Annotated in this window: 17 protein-coding genes; 6 read left to right on the forward strand and 11 right to left on the reverse strand. The window is 44.4% G+C overall.

Translation table 11 applies throughout. The features are described 5' to 3' along the window. Nucleotides 1–5 precede the first annotated feature (5 nt). Together M2470_RS03595 and M2470_RS03600 are read right to left on the reverse strand one after the other, a co-directional pair. Nucleotides 6–1,073, reverse strand: coding sequence for a type I asparaginase (locus tag M2470_RS03595; protein ID WP_280743922.1), 1,068 nt, complete (start codon nt 1,071–1,073; stop codon nt 6–8). A gap of 21 nt (nt 1,074–1,094) precedes the next feature. Continuing rightward, nucleotides 1,095–1,706, reverse strand: coding sequence for a trimeric intracellular cation channel family protein (locus M2470_RS03600; RefSeq protein WP_280743921.1), 612 nt, complete (start codon nt 1,704–1,706; stop codon nt 1,095–1,097). Between the two features lie 151 nt (nt 1,707–1,857). Here M2470_RS03600 and M2470_RS03605 point away from each other — a divergent pair, with 151 nt between their 5' ends. Next, nucleotides 1,858–3,342 carry a DUF3943 domain-containing protein gene (locus tag M2470_RS03605; RefSeq protein WP_280743920.1) on the forward strand — a complete coding sequence of 495 codons (1,485 nt, stop codon included), beginning with the start codon at nt 1,858–1,860 and terminating at the stop codon, nt 3,340–3,342. Nucleotides 3,343–3,344: 2 nt separating this feature from the next. Here the strand turns inward: M2470_RS03605 and lipB are convergent, their stop codons facing one another. From lipB to M2470_RS03650, 9 genes are all read right to left on the reverse strand, one after another. Then, nucleotides 3,345–4,028 carry a lipoyl(octanoyl) transferase LipB gene (gene lipB / locus M2470_RS03610; RefSeq protein WP_280743919.1) on the reverse strand — a complete coding sequence of 228 codons (684 nt, stop codon included), beginning with the start codon at nt 4,026–4,028 and terminating at the stop codon, nt 3,345–3,347. After that, on the reverse strand, nt 4,021–4,731 hold the full coding sequence (gene mtgA / locus M2470_RS03615) for a monofunctional biosynthetic peptidoglycan transglycosylase (RefSeq protein WP_280743918.1): 711 nt from the start codon (nt 4,729–4,731) through the stop codon (nt 4,021–4,023). The genes lipB and mtgA overlap by 8 nt, the downstream gene beginning before the upstream one ends. Before the next feature lie 28 nt (nt 4,732–4,759). Further along, nucleotides 4,760–5,713: an N-acetylornithine carbamoyltransferase gene (locus M2470_RS03620; RefSeq protein ID WP_280743917.1), complete on the reverse strand. Its 954-nt coding sequence runs from the start codon at nt 5,711–5,713 to the stop codon at nt 4,760–4,762. Nucleotides 5,714–5,740: 27 nt separating this feature from the next. Continuing rightward, entirely contained in the window at nt 5,741–6,988 is a 1,248-nt protein-coding gene (locus M2470_RS03625; RefSeq protein WP_280743916.1) for a glutamate-5-semialdehyde dehydrogenase, read from the reverse strand. Between the two features lie 21 nt (nt 6,989–7,009). Beyond that, entirely contained in the window at nt 7,010–8,080 is a 1,071-nt protein-coding gene (proB, locus tag M2470_RS03630; protein ID WP_280743915.1) for a glutamate 5-kinase, read from the reverse strand. Beyond that, nucleotides 8,077–9,729: an AMP-binding protein gene (locus M2470_RS03635; protein WP_280743914.1), complete on the reverse strand. Its 1,653-nt coding sequence runs from the start codon at nt 9,727–9,729 to the stop codon at nt 8,077–8,079. The genes proB and M2470_RS03635 overlap by 4 nt, the downstream gene beginning before the upstream one ends. 9 nt (nt 9,730–9,738) lie before the next feature. Then, on the reverse strand, nt 9,739–10,293 hold the full coding sequence (locus M2470_RS03640) for a cupin domain-containing protein (protein ID WP_280743913.1): 555 nt from the start codon (nt 10,291–10,293) through the stop codon (nt 9,739–9,741). A gap of 111 nt (nt 10,294–10,404) precedes the next feature. Beyond that, nucleotides 10,405–11,910: a helicase HerA-like domain-containing protein gene (locus tag M2470_RS03645; protein ID WP_280743912.1), complete on the reverse strand. Its 1,506-nt coding sequence runs from the start codon at nt 11,908–11,910 to the stop codon at nt 10,405–10,407. Between the two features lie 695 nt (nt 11,911–12,605). After that, on the reverse strand, nt 12,606–13,940 hold the full coding sequence (locus tag M2470_RS03650) for an AAA family ATPase (protein WP_280743911.1): 1,335 nt from the start codon (nt 13,938–13,940) through the stop codon (nt 12,606–12,608). A 212-nt stretch (nt 13,941–14,152) separates the two neighbouring features. Between M2470_RS03650 and argR the strand changes: the two genes are divergently transcribed. The 5 genes from argR to M2470_RS03675 are packed head-to-tail and all read left to right on the forward strand — an operon-like array spanning nt 14,153 to nt 18,558. Continuing rightward, nucleotides 14,153–14,602 (forward strand): arginine repressor, encoded by a 450-nt coding sequence (gene argR, locus M2470_RS03655; protein ID WP_280743910.1) that lies wholly within the window; start codon nt 14,153–14,155, stop codon nt 14,600–14,602. Between the two features lie 60 nt (nt 14,603–14,662). Continuing rightward, nucleotides 14,663–15,244 (forward strand): GNAT family N-acetyltransferase, encoded by a 582-nt coding sequence (locus M2470_RS03660; RefSeq protein WP_280743947.1) that lies wholly within the window; start codon nt 14,663–14,665, stop codon nt 15,242–15,244. A 23-nt stretch (nt 15,245–15,267) separates the two neighbouring features. Next, nucleotides 15,268–16,464 carry an argininosuccinate synthase domain-containing protein gene (locus M2470_RS03665; RefSeq protein WP_280743909.1) on the forward strand — a complete coding sequence of 399 codons (1,197 nt, stop codon included), beginning with the start codon at nt 15,268–15,270 and terminating at the stop codon, nt 16,462–16,464. Then, on the forward strand, nt 16,457–17,425 hold the full coding sequence (argC, locus tag M2470_RS03670) for an N-acetyl-gamma-glutamyl-phosphate reductase (protein WP_280743908.1): 969 nt from the start codon (nt 16,457–16,459) through the stop codon (nt 17,423–17,425). Before M2470_RS03665 ends, argC begins: the two co-directional genes overlap by 8 nt. Nucleotides 17,426–17,433: 8 nt before the next feature. Then, nucleotides 17,434–18,558: an aspartate aminotransferase family protein gene (locus M2470_RS03675; RefSeq protein ID WP_280743907.1), complete on the forward strand. Its 1,125-nt coding sequence runs from the start codon at nt 17,434–17,436 to the stop codon at nt 18,556–18,558. The last annotated feature ends 162 nt before the right edge of the window (nt 18,559–18,720 follow it).

An 18,720-nucleotide genomic window follows, 5' to 3' on the forward strand; every position in this document is an offset into this window, starting at 1 on the left:
TTGTTTTATAATTTATCGGGAATGGTTATCTCTCCGATCAGCGAGCGATTCATATGCTCTTTTACTTCTTCGGAACTTAACCCATGCCCAAAAAGAAACATCAGCTTGGTGACAGCGCTTTCTGTTGTACTGTCATATCCGCTGATCACGCCTGCTTCCAGTAATTTACGTCCTGTTTCGTACCGGTGCATTTCAACATTTCCGCCTACACATTGTGTTACATTTACTATTACAATGCCACGCTCTGTTGCATCTTTCAGCATTGTGATGAACCATTCGTCTCGGGGAGCATTTCCGCTTCCGAATGTTTCCATAACTACTCCCTTCAAGCCCGGTATATTCAATATACTTTCTACTACCTGCGGAGATATACCCGGATACATTTTCAGAATGGCTATATTCCTGTCGAGCAGATAATGGGGTTTTAACGGTTTGTGGGGAGTTGGACGAAGGATCTGTGGCAGATCGTATTTTATATGAATACCAGCATGTGCCAGTGGCGGATAGTTGTACGAACGAAACGCGTTGAAGTTGTCGGCATTGATCTTGCGGGTCCGGTTTCCTCTTAACAGGTCGTTTTCAAAGAATATACATACTTCAGTAATGACCGGCTGGCCGTCGCTATCCTGATCGGCAGCAATTTCTATAGCCGTTATCAGGTTTTCTTTGCCGTCTGTCCGCAACATGCCGATCGGTAGTTGTGATCCTGTAAGTATAACCGGTTTGCTCAGGTTTTCAAGCATAAAGCTTAATGCTGAGGCTGTATATGACATGGTATCTGTTCCGTGCAGGATTACAAAACCGTCGTATAATTGATAGTTTTCGGATATTATTTCTACAATTTTCATCCAGCTATCCGGTCCCATATCAGATGAATCCATAGGAGGATCAAATTGATAGGTGGTAACGGCATATCCTAACTTCTTCAATTCCGGCATGTTATTTTTAAGATGCTGGAAATTGAAAGACTCAAGTACGCCTGTTTCCGGATTTTCTATCATACCGATGGTTCCGCCGGTATAAATAAGCAGAATGTCTGCATTTTCCTGATGTGTGTGAACATTTCCTGTCATAAAAGTACAAAGGTAGTTAATTTATTCTTCTCCTTTCAATACCGGAACGCTTATGTGATATTTTACGGCCAGGATTCGTACGGCAAAAACCGAAACGGCAGATATGAATTGAGACAAAGCCGAAGGCAATGCCAGCTGAAGGCATATCCAATAGGCAATACCGCCAAACATACAAGCCAGCGCATAAATATCTTTCCGCAGGATAAGAGGCACTTCATTGATAAGGATATCCCTGATCATACCTCCGAACGACCCGGTAATCGTTCCCATTACAATAGCTACCCACATAGGGAAGCCAAATTCCAATGTTTTGACTATTCCTACAATAACGAATAATCCTAGTCCGATAGCGTCGAAAATGAAAAAGGTATTATTTAACTTGATTACATATTTTCTGAAAGCAATAACGAATAAGAGTGCTAATCCTGAAATAATTAAGTACGAGGGCTGGGTCATCCAGAAAGGGGTGTCGTTTAGCAAAATATCTCTTACCGTACCTCCTCCAACAGCAGTTACGACTCCTACAACGTAAGCTCCAAACCAATCAAATTGTTTGGCAGAAGCCAGCCTGATACCGCTTATTGCAAAGGCAAAGGTGCCTAAATAGTCGCAAAATGTAATAAAATCTATCATTTTGTTTTTTTGCAAAAGTAATGAATAGTTTCTAATCTTGATTAATATTCTACCTTATTATGATGTGAAAAAGCCGAGTAATTACTAAAATTAAACGAACGAGCTATAGCTAATATCATGTACATTTGCATAATAGGAACTATTTTCTTTGATGATGATTAAAAGATTACTCATAACGTTTTTTGTCTTACTTACGTTAATGTTTACCCAATCGGCTAAAGGACAGCATTATCCCCAGTTGGATAGGCGTCTTTATGTTAGTGATTCTATCGTTATACATCCTCGTCGCCCGTGGCTTGCAGCCGGGGAGGCTTTTGGGGTGAATATGCTTGTGTGGGGCTTTAATCGTTTCGTAACAAATGAAGATTTTGCCAGGATAAACGGTAAGAGTATTAAACGTAATTTTAAGACCGGGCCGGTGTGGGATACTGATAAGTTTTCTACCAACCTGGTGGCTCATCCCTATCATGGCTCCTTATACTATAATGCTGCTCGGAGTAATGGCATGAATTTCTGGCAATCAATTCCCTTTACGTTTGGGGGAAGCCTGATGTGGGAGTTTTTTATGGAGACAGAGCCGCCTTCTATCAATGATCTGTTTGCCACTACCTTTGGTGGGGTAGCCTTAGGAGAAATAACCTACCGTTTGTCCGACCTTTTTATTGATAACCGGACTACAGGAGCCGAGCGGGTAGGGCGTGAATTACTATCCGGTGTCATTTCTCCCATCCGGGCATTAAACCGGATCATTACAGGTGAGATGTGGAAGACGATGCCTTCAAAAGGGCGTACTTTCCGCTCTGTACCGATTAATTTTGTGGTAGGAGTCGGTCCGCGTTTTCTGGCAGAAGAAGACCGCTCCAGTCATGGGGTAACAAGTATGAATGTCTCTTTGCGTTTGAATTATGGCGATCCGCATGATGATGAGTTTTATTCTCCTTATGAGTGGTTTCAGTTACAAGCCAGCTTTGATTTCTTCTCAAAACAGCCGTTGGTTAGTCAGGTAAACGCTGTTGGTGCCTTATGGGGAAAGCCTATCTGGAAAAAGGGTGCGAGGGCTTTAACTCTGGGAATTTTTCAGCATTTTGACTATTACGATTCTCAGCTACGATCAAAGAGTGGCGACTTGCTAGCTCCTTACCGAATCTCTCAGGCTGCGGCAGTTGGAGGAGGGTTGATCTATAAAAAATCGTCACCGGAAAATAACGTGGAGGTATTTGCAGACTTTTATCAGAATGCTGTGATACTAGGTGCGAGTGCTTCAGACCATTTTATGATAGACGAACGTGATTACAACCTGGGGAGCGGATATAGCACGAAAGCCTTTTTTACTTTGGTTTATAATAAGCGCTGGCTTTTTTCGCTGAACACTGAAAACTATCATATCTACACATGGAAAGGCTACAAGCCGGATATAGACTGGTCTACCGTTGATTACGAAACGCTTAATGTGCAGGGAGACAAGAGCAATGCGCAACTGTCTATTTTCTCGGCACAGATCGGTTATTTTTCAGATAAGAAGTGGAACCTTACACTCACCAACCGTTACTTTTCAAGAGAAACGAAATACAAATACTTTGATGATGTAAACTCTTCAACTATGGATGTCATGCTGACTTTAGGAGTGGGTATCTGATATCATACAGTGTCTGTAGGTTGAGGAAAATATGTTGTGAATAGGTTTTGTAGTTGGTTTTTTGCCAACTCAAAGTCTTGTGGAGTGCCCAGTTCTTTTTCCAGAGAGGTTACGCCTTTGTCGGTAAAGCCACAGGGGTTTATCAGGGAGTAGTAGCTGAGGTCTGTATTGATGTTCAAGGCAAAGCCATGCATGGTTACATAGCGACTGCTTTTTACGCCGATAGCGCATATCTTCCGGGCTTTCATAGGTGTTTGAGCGTCAATCCATACACCGGTAGCGCCTTCCAGACGTTCGGCGGATATGCCGTATATAGCCAGGAAGTTTATCATGATTTCTTCCAAGGTATGAATATACTGTTTTAATCCCATGTTCCAATACTCAAGGTCGAAGACTGGGTAGCCTGTAATTTGCCCCGGGCCGTGATATGTGATATCGCCGCCTCTGTTGATGTGGTGGAGAGTTATGCCCCGCTGGATGAGTAATTCTTCTGAAATCAGCAGGTTCGCTTCTTTTCCGCTTTTCCCCAGAGTGAGTACCGGTTCGTGTTCGCAGAAAAAGAGTTGGCTTTCGCCCTGTATGCCTTTGGCTTTGGCGTCTAATAAGGCTGTAAATGCGTTTGTTTGTCGTTCTAATGCATCGGCGTAATTGATTCTTCCCAAGTTGTGATAACTAAAGCTATTCATACCCCATTTCGATTTTTAATAGTTTATTCATTAAAGACATAATTTGTGATTGCCGTTTTATGATGTAAGGTGAGGGATTGGCAGAGTTAAACCTGCGAGGATTGGGCAGGGTAGCTGCTATCAGAGCGGCTTCGGCCTTGGTCAGCTTGTAAGCATGTTTGTCAAAATGGGCTTCGGCCACGGCTTCGGCGCCATAGATACCCTTTCCCATCTCAATCGAGTTCAGGTACACTTCCATGATGCGCTCTTTGCTCCAGAAAAACTCTATTAATACCGTGAAATACACCTCGATACCTTTGCGAAAGTATGTTTTCCCCGGCCATAGAAAGACATTTTTGGCCGTTTGCTGAGAGATGGTACTGGCGCCCCGTACCCGTTTGCCGGCTTCGGCCTCGTTTCGTGCTTTCTGAATCTGTGTGATATCAAAGCCCTTATGTTCCAGAAAGAGATTGTCTTCCGAGGCTACAACAGCTTGTACCAAGGGTTGAGCAATCTTTGAGATAGGCACCCATTTGTGTTTTAATGTTACTTCCTGCTTGTCTCTAATCTGTTCATACACCCGGATAAACATCAAAGGAGTGAAATATATCGGAACGAAACGTAAAGCAATTACAGCCAACAGACTAGACAGGAACAGGAATAAGATAATATTCCTGCACCAGGTCAGTATACGTTTTAGTATCTGTTTACTCTTCGGTTTCATTCGAATGCGTAAAGATACCGAATCTATTTTATATATTTTCCAGTATTTTTTTTATTACGGCCTGAGCGGAGATTTCCCGGTTGGCGGCTTCGGGTATTACAATGCTCTGAGGGCTTTCTATCACATCGTCTGTTACGATCATATTGCGGCGAACAGGTAGGCAGTGCATAAAGTAGGCATTGTTGGTCAGTGCCATCTTCTCTATATCTACCGTCCAGCTCCGGTCCATATTAAGGATTTCTCCATAATGCGGGTCTGTGTAAGCTGCCCAGTTCTTGGCATAAATAAAGTCCGCTCCTTCAAAGGCTTTTTTCTGGTCGTACTCTACGCGAGCTTTCCCTACGAATGCCGGATCCAACTCGTAGCCTTCGGGATGGGTGATTACAAACTCATAGTCTGTTTCATTCATCCATTCGGCAAAGCTGTTAGGTACGGCTTGCGGGAGTGCTTTGGGGTGAGGTGCCCAGGTCATCACTACTTTGGGACGGGCTGTCTTTTTGTACTCCTCTATCGTGATGAGGTCGGCATAGCTTTGCAGCGGATGGCGGGTGGCTGCTTCCATGCTGAAAACCGGTCTTCCGGAGTATTGAATAAACTGAGTCAGAACCTTTTCGGTATAGTCTTCTTCCTTGTTTTCAAAGCGGGCAAACGAACGGACACCAATGATATCACAATAGCAGCCCATAACGGGAATAGCCTCCAATAGATGCTCCGGCTTGTCTCCGTCCATCACTACGCCTCGTTCGCTTTCCAGCTTCCAGGCACCTTGGTTTATATCGAGTACCATGGTGTTCATGCCCAGGTTCATGGCTGCCTTTTGCGTGCTCAAACGTGTACGCAGGCTGGAATTGAAAAATATCATCAACAAAGTCTTATTTTTCCCCAACTCAGTAAACCGAAACCGGTCTTTCTTAATCTCAAGGGCGTCTTTTACTGCCTGCTGCAAATCTCCTATATCGTGTACGTTTGTGAAATGCTTCATATCTTTAATTCTTTAATTATTCTTCATTCAAGACCTTGTAAGGCCATTTCCTTCTATAATATATTTGTAAGTAGTGAGTTCGGGGAGGGCCATGGGGCCTCGGGCATGGAGTTTTTGGGTGCTGATGCCTATTTCGGCACCCATTCCGAACTGTGCGCCATCGGTGAAGGCTGTTGATACGTTGGCGTAGACGCAGGCGGCGTCTACTAATAGCTCGAAACGGCGGATGGTGTCGGCTGATTCGCTGATGATACATTCGCTGTGTTTGGAGCTGTGCCGGGCAATGTGTTCCAGTGCTTCAGCTAGGGAATCAACTGTTTTGATGCTCATTTTATAGTCGAGAAACTCTGTGCCAAAGCTGTCTTCCGTTGCTTTTTGCAATAACTCTGCCGGATAATGCGATGCCAGAGCGGTATAGGCTGAGTTGTCGGCATAGATGATTACTTGACTTTCCGATAGCTTTTGGCAGAGATACGGCAGGTCTGATAACCTGTCTTTGTGGATGATAAGGCAATCCAGCGCATTACAGACACTTACGCGTCGGGTCTTTGCGTTATTGACGATGGCTTGCCCCTTTTCTTTGTCTCCCTCTTTATCAAAATAGGTATGACAGATACCGGCTCCGGTTTCTATCACCGGGATACGGGCATTTTCGCGTACAAAGTTGATCAGCGAACTACTGCCTCTCGGGATGATAAGGTCTACCAGTCCTACGGCATTCAGCAAGGCTGATGTTGCTTCACGATCGGGAGGCAATAAGGTGCATACAGCCGGATCTATATGATATTTTTTCAGTACATCGTGTATAATGGCAACCAATGCTTTGTTGGAATAATCGGCATCCGAGCCTCCTTTCAACACGCAGGCATTCCCGCTTTTCAGACAGAGCGAGAACACATCAAACGTTACATTCGGGCGGGCTTCATAGATAATGCCAATCACACCAAACGGAACGCTTACTTTCTTGATCGTCATCCCGTTGGGACGTGTCACTTTACTCAAGACCTTGCCAAGAGGCGAGGGTAGGGAGGCTACATTTTTCATGTCTCCAGCAATGCCTTGCAGGCGCTCTTCCGTTAGTTTCAAACGATCGTATTTGGGGTTGGAAGGCTCCATTAATGCCAGGTCTTTGGCATTTTCGGCTAAGATATGAGCTTGCTTTTCAAGCATTGCATCTGCTGTATCCGAAAGTATCTTACTAATGGATGCATCGCTTAGCCCAACCAACGAACGGGATGCGGCAACTGTCTGTTTTATAAGCTCGTTTACGTTCATAGAAATTCTTTTTTCTATTGTTTAGTCCAAATATAAATAGTCGTAATGGACGAGCGGTTTGATGGCGCGTTGTCCAATCTGTTTGATCGCTTCTTCGCTGGTATATCCGGCACAACCTACACCGATTTGCTTTCCTTTTTCGTCAAATATCTTTACAATATCGTCTTTCTCAAATTCACCTGTAATTTGGGTTACCCCTACTAGCAGTACACTGGTGGCCTTAGGACCTTTCAGTGCTTCAGCTGCTCCTTTATTGATGTGCACTTCGCCTTTGGCAAAGCCTTCGGAGTGGGCAATCCATTTCTTTACATTGCTTACCGGTTTGGCTGATGGTTTGAAGCGGGTACATACTACTTTGCTATTGTTGTCCAGCAGGTTGAGCAGGATATTCTCCTTTTTTCCATTGGCGATAATTACGGCAATACCTTCATCCGCCACCTTTTGAGCGATGCTGCATTTGGTCAGCATTCCACCCCGTCCGAAGGCTGATTTGGTGGTTTGCACATAATCCAGTACATCTTCTTTTCCCTTTTCTATTTCGGGAATTACAAAGGCTTGCGGGTCCGACGGATTTCCGTTGTATATACCATCTACATTGCTCAGAATGACAAGCATATCCATACCCATCATGGTAGCAATCAGACCGGATAGTTCGTCATTATCCGTAAACATCAGTTCCGTAACAGAAATTGTATCGTTCTCATTGACAATGGGTATGACCTTGTTTTCCAGCATCACTTCCATGCAATGTTTCTGGTTGAGATAGTGACTACGACTTCCAAAGTTTTCCTTCGTAGTCAGCACCTGCCCACATACGATATGATGTTCGCGGAATAATTCGTAGTATCGGTTGATCAGTTTGGCTTGTCCTACAGCCGAATAGAGTTGGCGGGCTGAAACAGAATCCAGCTTTTTACCCACCTTTATCTCACTGCGTCCCGAAGCTACTGCACCGGAAGAAATGAGGATAATCTCAATTCCCTTTTTGTGCAATACCGCCACCTGGTCTACCAATGCCGACATGCGGGTAATATCCAACGTACCATCCGCTCTTGTCAACACATTACTACCAATTTTTACTGCTATTTTCATTTATCTTTATTCCGTATTTCTACTCTTCTGATCTTGCCGCTGATGGTTTTGGGGAGTTCGTCTACAAACTCGATGATGCGCGGGTATTTATAGGGAGCAGTTACCTTTTTTACATGATCCTGTATTTCCTTTACCAAGGCCTCTCCGGCTTTGTCTTTGTACTCTTTAGACAGGATGATGGTTGCTTTTACGATCTGTCCGCGTACCTCGTCGGGCACTCCGGTGATGGCGCACTCTACTACTGCTGGGTGAGTCATCAGGGCACTTTCCACCTCAAACGGGCCGATACGGTATCCCGAGCTTTTGATCACATCGTCGGTACGGCCTACAAACCAGAAGTAGCCATCTTCGTCACGCCAGGCCACGTCTCCGGTGAAGTAGATGCCGTTATGGCAGGTAGCTTGAGTCAGTTCCGGATCGCGATAGTATTCTTTGAATAGTCCGAGAGGTCTTCCTTTGTCGTAGCGGACTACGATCTCGCCTTGCTCTCCGTCTTCGGCAGGTGTCCCGTCGGGGCGGAGTAGGTCTACATTGTACTGTGGGTTGGCTTTTCCCATTGAGCCGGGCTTGGGCTCTGTCCAGGGGAATGTGCAGACCGTAAGTGTCGTTTCCGTCTGTCCGAAACCCTCCATCAGCTTAATACCCGTCAGCTTTTTGAATGCTTCAAATACGGCAGGATTGAGGGCTTCTCCGGCTATGGTACAGTATTCCAGCGAAGACAGGTCATAGTTCGAGAGGTCTTCCCTGATCAGGAAACGGAAGATGGTAGGAGGTGCGCAAAGCGAGGTGATGCGATAGTCTTGTATCATCTTCAGCATATCCGCCGGATTGAACTTTTCATGATCATAGACAAATACCGTAGCTCCGGCAATCCATTGTCCGTATAGTTTGCCCCATACGGCCTTTCCCCATCCGGTGTCGGCAATCGTCAGGTGCAGGCTTCTCTCGTGCAGATTATGCCAATAGCTTCCTGTCGTAATATGAGCCAGCGGATAGGTGAAATCATGTGTTACCATCTTGGGGTTGCCGGTAGTACCCGATGTAAAGTACATCAGCGAAATATCATCGTTTTTGTTTACTTGAGCAGGCTTTACAAAAGGCTTCGCACCTTCTATTCCTTTATGAAAATCTTCAAATCCTTCCGGGATAAGCGGGCCGATAGAAACGAGTTTCTTTATCGACGGAGATTCCGGCATAGCATCGGTTATATGCTTGGTAATAACCTCTTCTCCTGCACAAACAATCATTTTTATATCTGCCGCATTGTTGCGGTATACGATGTCTTTTTTCGTCAGCAAATGGGTGGCAGGGATGGCTACAGCTCCCAGTTTATGCAAGGCGATGATAGCGAACCAAAACTCGTACCGGCGCTTTAGTATCAGCATCACCATATCGCCCCGACCGATGCCCAGCGACTGAAAGTAAGAGGCTGTCTGGTCGGAATATTTCTTCATATCGGCGAAAGAAAAGTCTATATGTTCGCCTTTATCATTTGTCCAGCAAATAGCCTTTTTATCAGGGGCTTCCTCTGCCCAGGCATCTACTACATCATAACCGAAATTGAACGTTTCAGGCACATTTACCCTGAAATGCTGCATAAAGTCGTCTTGCGACTCAAAGGTCGTCTTATCTAAAAATCTTTCTAACATTTTCAATACCTATAATATGATGGCTAAAAAACGGACTTTCTCATTATCCAAAGCCTTCATTCCATGCGGAAGTTCGGAGTTGAAATACACACTGTCGCCTGTTTCCAGTATCAGGTCTTTGCCGTTGATATGGAAGAGCATACGCCCACTTAATACCAGGTTGAATTCCTGTCCGGAGTGTGCATTCAGATAGATGGACTCTTCTTCGGGTTTGGGATGAACAGTTACCAGAAAAGGGTCGGCCTTGCGCTGGGTGAAACCGGCAGCCAGCGACTGGTACCTGTAGGCCTTGGTGCGTTCTACAGCTATTCCTTTCCCTTTGCGGGTAACAAAATAGCTACTCATTTTGGGTTCGTCACCAAACATTAAAGTCGTTAACTCAATACTATACGCCTGGGATATCTGGTGAAGTACGCTGACCGATATGTCTACCGTTCCACTCTCCAGTTTCAGATACTCTTCAGCAGTAAGGCTACACGCTTTGGCCATCTCTTCGGGAGAAATATCCAGGGCATCCCGCAGGCCTGCCAGGCGTTCGGCTATCTGTTTTATCTGCTCATTCATCGAATCAAGTTTTAATTGAGCCCCAAAGATATAAAGAAAAAGCTAAAAGTTATGGTTTAATGCTTTTTATTGCCATTTTTTCATCGATGAACCTATTTGTCTATAAAAATGCTATTTCTTTTTTGATGCTCCTTTCACCAATATGTTGACAACTTGCTTAGCTATAGGCACAAAGACTGTAGTAGCCATCTTGTTCCAGAAACGTTTGTTTTCTGTCGCCCTTTTTTGTGCCGCTTTTTCCTCTTCACGGCGGGCTTTTTCCAGCTCTTTCTGTGCTTTGGCATCTGCTTTGTCTTTTGCCACCTGCTCTTTTTCGCTCAGGGTATTCTGTAGACGTTCCGTCAGAATTTCAAAGGCAGATGTACGGTCTATCAGTTGGGCATAATGCCTGTATAATAGAGAAGAAGTAGTCATCTTGTTGCGCTCTGCTGTGTCGAGCGGGCCGATCTGTCCTTCAGGAGGCAGGATGTAGGCTCTTTCTACCGGATTGGGACGGCCTTTTTCGTCCAGGAAGGAAACCAGCGCTTCACCCGTACCCAACTCCATGATAGCCGATTCGGTGTCAAATTTAGGATTGGCACGGAAGGTTTGAGCCGCTACTTTTACAGCCTTCTGGTCTTTCGGTGTATAGGCTCGCAGGGCGTGCTGCACCCGGTTACCCAACTGCCCCAGTACCGAATCGGGAATATCCGATGGCGTTTGTGAGATAAAGTAAATACCTACCCCTTTAGAGCGGATCAGACGCACCACCTGTTCGATCTTTTCCAGCAATGCCTTCTGAGCGTCAGCGAACAACAGATGTGCTTCGTCAAAGAAGAATACCAGTTTGGGTTTGTCCGGATCGCCTACTTCGGGCAATACATCAAACAACTTCGTCATCAGCCACATCAGGAAGGTGGTATATACCCGTGGCGAATTCATCAGCTTATCAGAAGCAAGAATGTTGATAACTCCCTTATCCCCTACGGTTTGTATCAGGTCGTCTATATTAAGATTCGGTTCGCCGAAGAACTTATCTGCTCCGTCATGCTCCAGGGTAATCAGCCCCCGCTGAATCGCTCCGATGCTGGCAGTAGAGATGTTTCCGTAAGCCGTTGTAAAACGCGAAGCGTTATTTCCCACATATTCAAGTAGTTTCTGTAAGTCTTTCAAGTCGATAATCTCCATCGACTCATCTTTCGCAATCTTAAAAATAATCGTCAGAACAGCCGACTGTGTGTCATTCAGTGATAAAAGCCTGCTCAGCAACAGAGGCCCCATATCCGCAATCGTAGCCCTTACCGGAGCCCCTTGTTCGCCAAACACATCCCAAAACTGCACAGGAAATGCCTGAAACGTAAAGCCCTTATCCGCTAAACCATAGGTCTCAACCCGCTGGGTTACACTCTCTTTATTGCCGCCAACAGCAGCCACACCCGACAAGTCCCCCTTTACGTCAGCCGCAAAAACAGGAACCCCCATCCGGCTAAACGTCTCCGCCAGCGTCTGTAGCGTAACCGTTTTACCCGTACCGGTAGCCCCGGTAATCAGTCCATGTCGATTGGCCATCTTAGGCACCAAGCAAACTTCCGTATCTTCAGATATGGCCACAAAAGCCCTTTTCTCATTGTCAAACATCGGTTCTATCCATTAAGATTACTATTCCGCAAGCAAAAATACACAATTACCTCCACATTCACGAATAGGAGAGGGAAAAGATTTAAAAGCCCGGCTAGGGCTTTCTGAAATATCAATATGATTATATAGTCAGATATATTGTGACATTATTTGACGGAAAGACGTTTTTTTTCTAACTTTCACTTTAGACGAAGTCGATGATATTTCTAGTCACTATCGAAACAAAACGAAAAAATACTCGTCAATATCTAATATTTTTGCGGAATTTTCTTTAAAAATGAGCGAATTCATCTAAATGATTCACCACTTTTATTTGGATGATTTACCGTTTTTATTCAAATAAATGACCGAAATCATCCAAAAAAAGCCTCAATATACAAGAAAAAAGCCTCTAAAATAGCCATTTTTACCCCAAAAGCCTCAAAAATCACCTTCAAGATTGAAATAGCAAAAAGAAAGAGTTTGAATGAAGAATGTAGAATGATGAATGAAAAATCTTTTGATGCATATTCAATTTTCAACTTCCAATTTCTAATTGCTTGCAAAGTGGAAAACCTTAACCTGTAATTTTAACTATTCCTTTGCAAGTAGCTCCGATCCAGGGTCAAATAGCTCCGTATTTTGATAGTTGTTTTGTCAGAATGTCAAATGTGTCTGATAATAGCAGAATGACAATTTAACTCCGGCTTGCTCAGCTATTGTTTTTTCAGAATAGCCGGCAAGGTCGAGATCATGTAAAAAGGTAGGTTTATGAGCCGGAATGTTTTATGATTTTGTGTTTTTACTTCATCGATACTATATTTCCCTGTCCAGATGCGGATGGCAATATCGTGTGAAGATTCATCCATGAATTGATGTAGTGATTTCAACCGGGTATTGTGTCCGCTTTTTACTTCAATTGGGATTATTTTACCGTCAAATGGATAAACCAGATCCACTTCAGCCATACTTCCCCGTTTAGCGCGTATCCAGAAATTTCGTTTTACGCCTACATCAAATGAAAGGGTCTTTAATTCTTGAGCAACAATTTGTTCAGCAGCTTTACCGCGCCATGTGTCCATCAAGTCGCTCGATGTTACATATTCTTTTCGGATATTCGCTGCATAATTTACTAACCCGGCATCAAACCAAAAAAGCTTTGGAGCTTTTTTCTGATCCGAAATCATTGGCATTCTGGCGCTTGTTAATGGGTAAACCAACTCAAGCAACATCGCTTTTTCCAACATACGAAAAGCTTCGCCCGTTTCCCGCGCTTTGTATGGCGAACCACCAAACTCGCCCAGCGTAATGGTTTCGCCTGAAAAAGACCATCCTTCTTCTAGTATATAACGGATAACCGATACTTGTGTGTTATTTTTTGCATATTTTTCCACATCGTTCTTATAGGCATTCAGCAGGCTATTGTACACCTTGTCAAGTACCGTAAAGTCTCTTTGGGCAGCATATCTGGCCACTGCTTCGGGCATACCGCCAATAAGTGAATACCTATTAAATAGCTCATTCAACATATTGTGTAAGGCATCCGGCAAATCGGCATTGCGTATAGGATCCAGAAAGCGTTCTTCTCCGGTTGCATTCAGAAATTCAACAAACGAGCAAGGCTGCAATGCCATGTATTGAACACGTCCTACCGGCAACGAGATGTGACTGTCTAACATGGTTTCCAAAAGCGAACCGGCAGCAATCACATGAATTTCAGATAATTCTTCGTAAAAATAACGCAATAAAGATACCGTATGTGGAGAATTTTGTATTTCGTCTATGAAAAGTAATGTCCGCCCTTCATTTCTTTTCACATTACAATATAAGAATAAGGATGGTAGCAATTCTTTTACATTCTCGGTTGCCTCAAACAACCTCCTGGCTTCTGATTTTTCAAGATTAACCGAAAGGTAGTTCTCGAATTTTCCAGCAAAACGATCTACAATCGTTGTCTTGCCTACCTGTCGGGCACCCCGCAATACAAGTGGTTTGCGATATGGGTCATTAGCCCAGGATACCAATTCTTTCTCTATACTACGTTCAAACATAATCCCTTTATTTTATGGCATAAAGATACGAATTTGTTTCATTGCAGGGGTATAATTCGCCCGATTTTGTTTCATTGTAGGGGGTATAGAGGGAGTGTTCGGTCTCGGTGTTTAGGTTATACGGTAAATATTTATTCAAAAATAACTGCAAAGTGAATATTTATTCAATAAATGGTATTATATTTGCGGCTGTTTTTGAATAATTATACGGAATGAGTGTAAGGAAAGAACGGTTGGAGGCTATTTGCAGGATTGTGCAGGCGGAGGTAATTTGTAATCAGGAAGAATTGCTGAAGCGTCTGGAGGCGAATGGGTTTGCTATTACGCAGGCTACTTTGTCTCGGGATATCAAGCAGCTGAAAATAGCCCGGATGCATGATGGGGACGATAATTATGTCTATCGCTTGCCTGATTCGTCTTTGCAAACTCAACCTACAGCTCCTCAGCAGTCTAAGATGTATAAGAATATTGAGTTTTCAGGAAATCTGGCTGTTGTGAAGACGCTTCCGGGTCATGCAATGGCGATTGCCTATGATATTGATATTAATGCTCCTAAGGAGATTGTGGGGACTATTGCGGGGGATGATACCATCCTGGTGGTGCCTCGCGAAGGTTATGACAGAGAAAGTGTTGCCGAGGCGATTGCCCGGTTTATTAAATAAAGGTATATTATTATAATGCAGACTACATTAATGGCAAAAAAAGTTGTTAAAGAAGACGATATAAATATATATGATATCGATGTAATGGTGGCGGATGCCTCACATGAGGTATATGTCGATACTATCCTTGACACCATAGAAGCTGCCGCCAGCGTGAGGGGGACAGGGATCGCCAAGCGTACGCATGACTATGTGGCGCAGAAGATGAGAGAAGGAAAGGCTATTATAGCCCTTCATGGAGAGGAATTTGCCGGGTTCACGTACATTGAATCCTGGGGAAATAAGGAGTATGTGGCTACTTCGGGGCTGATTGTTGTGGATAAGTTTCGTCGTCATGGCTTGGCCAAGCGGATAAAAGAAGCTTCTTTTGCATTGGCTCGTCTGCGTTGGCCGAAAGCTAAAATGTTCAGCCTTACCTCTGGTAGCGCCGTTATGAAAATGAATACCGAACTGGGATACGTGCCTGTAACGTTTGCCGAGTTGACGGATGATGAGGCTTTCTGGAGAGGTTGCGAAGGCTGTGTAAACCATGATGTACTGATGCGTACAGGCCGTAAGTATTGTATATGTACGGCTATGTTGTTTGACCCCAAAGATCCGCATCGTGCCAAGCGTGAACAACAGAAAAACAAAAACAAATAAATGAAGAATAAACGATATAATTTATGAAGAAAAAAGTAGTATTAGCATTCAGCGGTGGTTTGGATACATCGTTCTGTGCCATGTATTTATCTAAAGAAAAGGGCTACGATGTATATACGGCGCTTGCCAATACGGGTGGTTTTACAGCCGAAGAGTGTAAGGCTATTGAAGAGAGGGCTTTGCAACTGGGAGCTGTTAAGCATGTTACACTCAATATCGAACAGGAATATTACGAAAAAAGTATCAAATATATGGTGTTCGGCAATGTGTTGCGTAATGGTACATATCCTATCTCTGTGAGCTCGGAGCGTATCTTTCAGGCACTTGCAACAATCAACTATGCCAAGGAAATAGGGGCCGATGCCGTAGCGCATGGCAGCACAGGAGCGGGGAATGACCAAGTGCGTTTCGACCTGACCTTTGATGTGCTTGCTCCGGATATGGAGATTATCACTCCCACCCGTGATATGAACCTGAGCCGAGAATACGAGATCAATTACCTGAAAGAGCATGGATATGAAGCAGACTTTGTGAAGATGGAATACTCTATCAACAAAGGGCTTTGGGGCACCAGTGTAGGCGGGAAAGAGACGTTGCACTCTAACCAAACCTTGCCGGAAACAGCATACCCTTCTCAACTGGAAGCCGAAGAGCAGGAAGAAGATATGTTTATCGATTTCGTAAACGGCGAGATTGCTGGTGTAAACGGTGTTATGTATAATGACAAGGTAGAAGCCATTCGCAAAGTAGAAGAGCTGGGTGCTCAATGGGCTATCGGACGTGATATGCACGTAGGCGATACCATTATCGGTATCAAAGGCCGCGTAGGCTTTGAAGCTGCCGGCCCGCTGCTCATCATTAATGCTCATAAACTGCTTGAAAAGCACACGCTTACCAAGTGGCAACAATACTGGAAAGATCAGCTTGGTAACTGGTATGGCATGTTTCTGCATGAGGCTCAGTACCTGGAACCGGTGATGCGTGACATGGAGGCTTTCCTGCAAAGTACACAGAAGAATGTTACCGGACGGGTAATCATAACCCTTCGCCCATACACCTACACCTTAGTAGGTATTGAAAGCGAACACGACCTGATGAAGAGTGACTTTGGCGTATACGGCGAAGAGCAAAAAGCCTGGACAGCCGAAGACGTAAAAGGCTTTACCAAAATACTGGGCAACCAGATGAAGATATATTATAACGTAAATAAACATGATTAAAATAGGAATTATCGGTGGAGCGGGGTATACGGCAGGCGAACTGATACGTTTGCTGATCAACCATCCGGATGCTGAGATCGTTTTTATTAATAGTTCAAGTAATGCCGGTAATAAGGTTACGGATGTGCATGCCGGATTATATGGTGAAACGGATTTGGTCTTTACCGATGCCTTACCATTGAATGATATCGACCTGCTTTTCTTCTGTACGGCACATGGCGATACAAAGAAGTTCATAGAAGCAAATCCGCTTCCCGAAGCATTGAAAGTCATAGATTTGTCTACTGATTACCGTATCAAGAGCGACGATCATGATTTTGTTTACGGCTTGCCGGAGTTGAACAGGCGGCAGATATGTGATGCGCAGTATGTGGCCAATCCAGGCTGTTTTGCAACCTGTATTCAGTTGGCTGTACTTCCGCTTGCCAAGCATCTGATGCTGAACGGAGAGCTGCATGTGAATGCCATTACCGGGTCGACAGGAGCCGGTGTAAAACCATCGTCTACCACCCATTTCAGTTGGCGAAACGATAATATCTCTATCTACAAACCTTTTGAACATCAGCACCTGGCAGAGATCAAGCAAAGTCTGGTGCAATTACAACAGAGTTTTCAAAGCAGTATCAACTTCATACCGGTGCGTGGAAACTTCTCCAGGGGTATCTTTGCCAGTACATACATTGATACTAAAATAGAATTGGAGGAGTTCCGACGAATTTACGAAGCGTATTACGAAGACCATTCGTTTACCTTCATAACCGACAAGAATCCCGATCTGAAGCAGGTTGTAAACACCAACAAGTGCCTGATTAACCTGCAAAAGTTCGGCGACAAACTATTAATAATATCCATGATTGATAATCTGCTGAAAGGAGCCAGCGGCCAGGCTGTCCACAACATGAACCTAATGTTCGGACTCGAAGAAACCGTAGGCCTACACCTCAAGCCTTCAGCGTTTTAATAAAGAAGATGAAACTATTCGACGTATATCCTTTATTTAATATAGAAATTGTAAAAGGGAAAGGTTGCCATGTCTGGGACAAGGAAGGCAACGAGTATCTTGATTTATATGGCGGGCATGCTGTGATCTCTGTGGGGCATAGTCACCCTACCTTTGTGTCTGCCATTACCGAACAGGTAAATAAGCTGGCCTTTTACTCCAACTCTGTGATCAATGGACTGCAACAAACACTGGCAGACAAACTGGGTAAGGCATCCGGCTATGAAGATTATGCGCTTTTCCTGATTAATACAGGAGCTGAAGCAAATGAAAATGCCTTGAAACTCGCCTCTTTCCATAACGGGAAAAGGCGGATTATCTCCTTTAAGCAGTCCTTTCACGGACGTACATCGGCAGCTGTTCGCGTAACAGACAATCCCTCTATTATAGCACCTGTAAACGAAGGCCTGCCAGTTACTTACCTCCCGATGAATGATCCTTATCTGATAGAAGCAGAACTGAAAAAAGGGGACGTTTCTTCCGTGATCATAGAAGGTATCCAGGGGGTAGGAGGGATACAAGTTCCCAGCAACGAGTTTATGCAATCTTTGCGCCGCCTTTGTACGCAATATGAAGCCTGCCTGATTCTGGACGAAATACAGTCGGGATATGGACGCAGCGGCAAGTTCTTTGCCCACCAATATGCGGATATACGTCCTGACATCATTACTGTTGCCAAAGGAATAGCCAACGGCTTTCCGATGGGTGCTGTCCTGATTAGTCCGATGTTCAAGGCTGTTTACGGAATGTTGGGTACCACTTTCGGAGGTAACCATCTGGCCTGTGCCGCCGCCATTGCCGTATTAGACATTATGGAGCAGGAAAAGCTGATCGATAATGTCAACCAGGTAGGCGACTACCTGATGAAAGAACTCCGCCAGTTCCCCGGAATCAAAGAGTTACGTGGCAGAGGCCTGATGATCGGCATAGAATTTGAAGAGCCCATCAAAGAAATACGAAGCAAACTACTATTTGAAGAAAAAGTCTTCACCGGTGTAGCCGGTGCCCACACGATCCGCCTGCTTCCCCCGCTCTCCCTCTCTATGAGCGAAGCCGAAGACTTCATCACCCGCTTCCGCAAAGCGATGAAGTAGTAAGTGATGAGTGCTAGGTAGTAAGCGCTTCAAAATTACTCGCGAGCCAATCAAATTCACTCACGTGTGAATCTGATTGGCTCGTTTGCTATTTCTTGGTGTATTATTGGGGAATTTTGGAGAACTTTTTGTTTCTTTGTTATATTGCAAACCATTAAACAC

The organism is Parabacteroides sp. PH5-46, assembly GCF_029892785.1.
In the GTDB taxonomy this organism is placed as follows: Bacteria; Bacteroidota; Bacteroidia; order Bacteroidales; family Tannerellaceae; genus DFXE01.